The sequence below is a fragment of the Burkholderia sp. E168m23 genome (assembly GCF_016586125.1).
GTDB lineage: Bacteria > Pseudomonadota > Gammaproteobacteria > Burkholderiales > Burkholderiaceae > Burkholderia > Burkholderia orbicola.
The window spans coordinates 1-4,818 of record NZ_BCPP01000549.1; the positions used below are offsets into that span (position 1 = coordinate 1).

Genomic DNA, 4,818 nt, shown 5'->3' on the forward strand with positions numbered 1-4,818 from the left:
GTGCGCGGCCCGGGCGGCGGCTACAACCTCGCGCGTCGCGCGCAGGACGTCACCGTTGCCGACATCATTCGTATAACTTCGTATAATGTATGCTATACGAAGTTATTACGCGACCACCGATAAATCCGCCAAGGTCGCCGCGGCCGATGCGCCGCGCGCGAAAGCGTCGCGCAAGCGCGTGACGCTCGCGGCGAGCAACGTGCACGGCGGCCATCGCGGCGCGGTGCGCAAGGTCGCGTTCCAGCCGCGCCGTCCGACGGTCGGCCAGGCGTTCGGTCTGCACGATACGCCCGACGCGCTCGCGCTGCGCTCCAGCGTCGCGTACGTCGTCGACCAGAATTCCGGCGAGCCGCTGTTCGACAAGAATTCGCACGCGGTCGTGCCGATCGCGTCGATCTCGAAGCTGATGACGGCCATGGTCGTGCTCGACGCGAAGTCGCCGATGACCGACCAGCTCGAAGTCACCGACGAAGACCGCGACTACGAGAAGGGCACGGGCTCGCGCCTGTCGGTGGGCTCGGTGCTGTCGCGCGAGGACATGCTGCACATCGCGCTGATGGCGTCGGAAAACCGTGCGGCGGCCGCGCTGTCGCGTTACTACCCGGGCGGCCGTCCGGCGTTCATCGCGGCGATGAACGCAAAGGCGAAGGCGCTCGGCATGACCGATACGCACTTCGAGAATTCGACCGGCCTGTCGAGCTCGAACGTGTCGAGCGCGCGCGACCTCGTGAAGATGGTCAATGCGGCGTACCAGTACCCGATGATCCGCCAGTTCTCGACCGATCGCACGTACGAGGTGTACACGGGCAAGCGCAACCTGGTCTACAACAGCACCAACGCGCTGATCCGCGGCAACGGTTCGTGGGACATCGGCCTGCAGAAGACGGGCTTCATCAACGAAGCGGGTGAATGCCTCGTGATGCAGGCGACGATCCACGGCCGGCCGATGGTGATGGTGCTGCTGGATTCGTTCGGCAAGTACTCGCGCTTCGCCGACGCCTCGCGCCTGCGCAACTGGCTCGATGCCGGCGGCGGCGAACGCCTGACGGCGGCCAACACGCCGGCCGGCGGCACCTGATCGTGTGCGGCGGTTCGCCGCCGTACCGCACCGGTTGCTGCAACGAAAAAGCCCCGCAATCGCGGGGCTTTTTTTATCCGGCGAAACCGGAATCGGAGCCGGAAGCGGGGCCGACGGCGCGGCTCACGCCTGCCGCTGCAACCCGTCCACGTCCTTTTCGGGCGCCGGCCGGTAGCCGAGCGATTCCGAGATGGTGAGCGCCGTCCGGCTCAACTGGCCGAGCCACGCGTCCTGCAGGCGGTCGGCCGGCGCCGACAGCGACAGGCCCGCGACGAGCTTGCCCGAATCGTCGTAGATGCCGGCCGCGATGCAGCGCACGCCGAGTTCGAGCTCCTCGTTGTCGCGCGCGCACGATTGCTGGCGGACGATCGTCAGCTCGCGCTCGAGCTTCGCGATGTCGGTGATGCTGTTCTGCGTATGGCCGGACAGCCCGGTGCGCGTCGCATAGGCCCGCACGCGCGACGTTTCGTCGGCTGCGAGGAACAGCTTGCCGACCGACGTGAGGTGCAGCGGCGCGCGGCCGCCGATCGCGCGGACGACCTGCATTCCAGAGCGCTCGGAGTACGCGCGCTCGATATAGACGATCTCGTCGCCCTGGCGCACCGACAGGTTCACGGTCTGCCCGGTGAGGCGGTGCAGCTCGCGCATCGGCATCAGCGCCGCGTCGCGCACCGACAGGCGTGCCTTCACGAGGTTGCCGAGCTCGAGCAGCCGCATGCCGAGGCGGTAGGTGCCGGGATCGGAGCGGTCGACGAGGCGGCAGGTCACCATGTCGTTGAGGATGCGGTGCGCGGTCGACGGGTGCAGCTCCGTGCGCTGCGCAAGTTCCTTCAGGCTGACAGGGTCGCTGTGCGCGGCGAGCGCGTCCAGCAACCGCATCATGCGTTCGATCACCTGGATCGACGTTTTTGAATCCGGGGTGGGTTGGCTCATGTCGGGGGAGGAATCGGTTGACGCGTCAAGCGGTGTTGGAACGATTGTATCTCGTATCGTGAAAAAAGCGAACGCCGTTCGAGGAAGTCCTCGTTTCGCGTACCGCGGGCTTGCGCACGGGCCGGCGTTGGTCTTGCCAGCCAAACGTCGGATAATGAGAGCCGTTTTCTCGAAGGAGCACGTATGCGAGTCGGTTTGTTCGTGACCTGCCTGGTCGACCTGATGCGCCCCGAAATCGGCTTTTCGGCGCTCAAGCTGATTCGCGACGCCGGCTACGAAGTGATCGTGCCGCCCGCGCAGACCTGCTGCGGCCAGCCGGCCTACAACTCGGGCGACCGCGCGCTCGCGCGCGATCTCGCGGAAAAGACGCTGCGCGAGTTCGAGCAGTTCGATTACGTCGTCGCGCCGTCGGGTTCGTGCGGCGGGATGATCCGCGCGCACTACGGCGACCTGTTCCGCGACGATCCCGAACTGATGGGGCGTTACACGCGGTTCCAGCAGAAAGTCCACGAATTGACCGATTTTCTCGCGAACGTCGCGAAGGTGTCGCTCGCGCCGGGCGAATTCACCGGCCCGGTCACCTATCACGATTCGTGCTCGGGCCTGCGCGAGCTCGGCGTGAAGGCGCAGCCGCGTGCGCTGCTCGCGCAGCGCGGCGTCGCGGTGACCGAGATGAAGGATTGCGAGCACTGTTGCGGCTTCGGCGGCACGTTCTCGGTGAAATACGGCGACATCTCGGCGGCCATCGCGGACGAGAAATGCGCGAACGTGCGCGCGTCGGGCGCGGGCACCGTCGTGCTCGGCGATCTCGGCTGCATGCTGAACATCGAAGGGCGGTTGCGCCGCACCGGCGACCGCGACACGCGCGTGCTGCACGTCGCGCAGGTGCTGGCGGGCGACGTCTGACGCCCGGTTCCGCTCACTTTTCCCCGATACCGCGATGCAAGTCCAATCGATGCATTTCAAGGCGCGCGCCGGCCAGAAGCTGGCCGACCAGCGCCTGCAGCAGAACCTGAAGAAGCTGTCGACGAAGTTCGTGTCCGCGCGCGCCGACGCGATGACGCTGATCGACTTCCCGGCCACGCGCGCCGCGCTCAAGGCGCGCCGCAACCGCGCGCTGGAGCATCTCGACGTGTGGCTCGAGGCATTCGAGCGCGAGGCGACGCGGCGCGGCACGACGGTGCTGTTCGCGGAAACGACCGCGGACGCCGCGCGGCTCGTGGCCGACATTGCACGCCGGCACGACGTGAAGAAGGTCATCAAGACCAAGTCGATGGTGTCCGAGGAAATGCGCCTGAACGCGGTGCTCGCCGAGATGGGCGTGCAATCGATCGAGACGGACCTCGGCGAATACATCCTGCAGATCAACGACAACGAGCCGCCGAGCCACATCATCGCGCCCGTCGTGCACAAGGACAAGGACGAGATCGCCGACCTGTTCGCACGCACGCACCAGCGCGAGCGGCTCACCGAGATTCCGGACATGACGCGCGAGGCGCGCGAGGTGCTGCGCCCGCATTTCATGTCGGCCGACATGGGCGTGACGGGCGGCAACTTCGTGATTGCCGAGACGGGCTCGGTCGCGATCGTGACGAACGAAGGGAACGAGGGGATGTGCACGGTGATGCCGCGCGTGCATGTCGCGGTGACCGGCATCGAGAAGGTGTTGCCGACCCTCGAGGATCTCGCGACCGCGATGCGCCTGCTGCCGCGTTCCGCGACCGGGCAGAAGACGTCGAATTATTTCTCGCTGCTGACCGGGCCGCGCGGGCCGGGCGACGAAGACGGCCCCGAGCACAACTACGTGGTGCTCGTCGACGGCGGCCGCACGGGCCTGATCGGCGGCGAATTCCAGGAGATGCTGCGCTGCATCCGCTGCGGCGCCTGCATGAACCATTGCCCGGTGTACCAGAAGGTCGGCGGCCACGCGTACGGCTGGGTCTATCCGGGGCCGATGGGCTCGGTGCTGACGCCGAGCTACGTCGGGCTCGACCGCACGCTCGACCTGCCGCAGGCGGCGACGCTGTGCGGCGAATGCGACAGCGTCTGCCCGGCCGGGATTCCGTTGTCGCACCTGTTGCGCACGCTGCGCGAGAAGCAGGTCGAGCGCCACCTGCGGCCATGGCGCGAGCGCGCGGCGCTCGCCGCGTGGGGTTTCTTCGCCCGGCGGCCGCTGCTGTATGCGCTGACGACCAAGCTCGCGGTGCGCATCCTCGAGCGGCTGGGCGGCGACGGCGGCATGCTGCGGCGCCTGCCGATGATGGGCGGCTGGATGGATACGCGCGACATGCCGACGCCGACCGGGCGCACCTTCCGCGAGCTGTATGCGGCGTCGCAAAGCCATCTCGGCTGACACTGTTCAGCGGGCAGCAACAGTGCGTTCGCTATTTGTATATTTATCTCGATAGATGCGATCTATAGAATCTCGTCTGTAGTCCCCGGAATTGGGTTTCGGGGTACGAGGTCAAGGAGGTCCGCATCATGAAAAAGACAATATCGATGTACTGGCCGCTGGCAATCGTGGTTCCGCTGGCAGCGGTTGCCTATCTGCATGCGATGGCCGGTGCGCCGTCGCGCGGCCCGCTCGCGGTTCACCAGGCGTCCGCCGAACTGGCGCGCGCGGTGTCGTTCGGGCTGGTCGGCGACGCGGCACAGCCGCTGCCGGCGGCGTCCGGCGACATGGTGCTCGCTGCGCCGAAGGCGCTGTAAGGCAGGGCGCCGTCGCTTTGCGCGACGGCGCGATTTCGGCCGCCTTTGTATAATGGCGTGTTCTTCTCCCACGCGGTCCGCCGCGGCTTTTCGATAGT

The 4,818-nt window shown here is 66.9% G+C and carries 4 protein-coding genes and 2 pseudogenes; 5 read left to right on the forward strand and 1 reads right to left on the reverse strand.

All coding sequences use genetic code 11. From position 1 onward, the window contains the following. Positions 1 to 69: pseudogene (locus JMF90_RS24380) on the forward strand (Fe-S cluster assembly transcriptional regulator IscR); the annotation flags it as partial. 40 nt (positions 70 to 109) lie between these two features. Then, positions 110 to 1,078, forward strand: a pseudogene (gene pbpG, locus JMF90_RS24385) (D-alanyl-D-alanine endopeptidase); the annotation flags it as partial. A gap of 123 nt (positions 1,079 to 1,201) precedes the next feature. On the opposite strand, the gene JMF90_RS24390 reads toward pbpG, so the two are convergent. Then, positions 1,202 to 2,011 carry an IclR family transcriptional regulator gene (locus JMF90_RS24390; RefSeq protein ID WP_006478384.1) on the reverse strand — a complete coding sequence of 270 codons (810 nt, stop codon included), beginning with the start codon at positions 2,009 to 2,011 and terminating at the stop codon, positions 1,202 to 1,204. A 183-nt stretch (positions 2,012 to 2,194) separates the two neighbouring features. Here JMF90_RS24390 and JMF90_RS24395 point away from each other — a divergent pair, with 183 nt between their 5' ends. From JMF90_RS24395 to JMF90_RS24405, 3 genes are all read left to right on the forward strand, one after another. Continuing rightward, entirely contained in the window at positions 2,195 to 2,917 is a 723-nt protein-coding gene (locus tag JMF90_RS24395) for a (Fe-S)-binding protein (RefSeq protein ID WP_006478385.1), read from the forward strand. Between the two features lie 34 nt (positions 2,918 to 2,951). Further along, positions 2,952 to 4,364, forward strand: a complete 1,413-nt coding sequence (locus JMF90_RS24400) for a lactate utilization protein B (RefSeq protein WP_201316990.1) — start codon at positions 2,952 to 2,954, stop codon at positions 4,362 to 4,364. Between the two features lie 128 nt (positions 4,365 to 4,492). Then, positions 4,493 to 4,720 (forward strand): hypothetical protein, encoded by a 228-nt coding sequence (locus tag JMF90_RS24405; protein ID WP_006478387.1) that lies wholly within the window; start codon positions 4,493 to 4,495, stop codon positions 4,718 to 4,720. Positions 4,721 to 4,818 lie beyond the last annotated feature (98 nt).

Excerpts from the sequence above, each read along its gene's own strand:
- JMF90_RS24400 (WP_201316990.1), top strand. The coding sequence starts at position 2,952 with ATGCAAGTCCAATCGATGCATTTCAAGGCGCGCGCCGGCCAGAAGCTG.
- JMF90_RS24395 (WP_006478385.1), top strand. The coding sequence starts at position 2,195 with ATGCGAGTCGGTTTGTTCGTGACCTGCCTGGTCGACCTGATGCGCCCC.
- JMF90_RS24390 (WP_006478384.1), bottom strand. The coding sequence starts at position 2,011 with ATGAGCCAACCCACCCCGGATTCAAAAACGTCGATCCAGGTGATCGAA.
- JMF90_RS24405 (WP_006478387.1), top strand. The coding sequence starts at position 4,493 with ATGAAAAAGACAATATCGATGTACTGGCCGCTGGCAATCGTGGTTCCG.